Raw genomic sequence first — 290 nt, forward strand, 5'->3', positions numbered from 1 at the left:
GCTTCGAATTGGTTTAGTGAAGTTGTTTTGACAAACTCGGGAACAATTACATTTAATGAATTGCAAACAGGAATAGTTACTTCTGGCAGTAACGCAATAATTTATTTTGATGATTATTACTATGACAAATCAAATATAGATGACGTTGCGTATGTAAATGGGAAATTGGCTATATTAAATAAAAACACTCTTGAAGTTAGCAAAATATATAATCTTGATTTAAAGGCTATTGATGCTAAAATATATGAGAACAGGCTTGTTCTTACATGTTTTTACGGTTTTAACGTTTA

Annotated in this window: 1 protein-coding gene; it reads left to right on the plus strand. The window is 29.3% G+C overall.

Annotated features, from left to right (window positions below; translation table 11 throughout):
• Window positions 1-290, plus strand: a 290-nt coding sequence (locus PZE06_RS28820) for a hypothetical protein (protein WP_275792514.1), incomplete at both ends; no start/stop codon positions are given.

The sequence above is a fragment of the Robertmurraya sp. DFI.2.37 genome (assembly GCF_029211245.1).
GTDB lineage: Bacteria > Bacillota > Bacilli > Bacillales > Cytobacillaceae > Robertmurraya > Robertmurraya methanolica_A.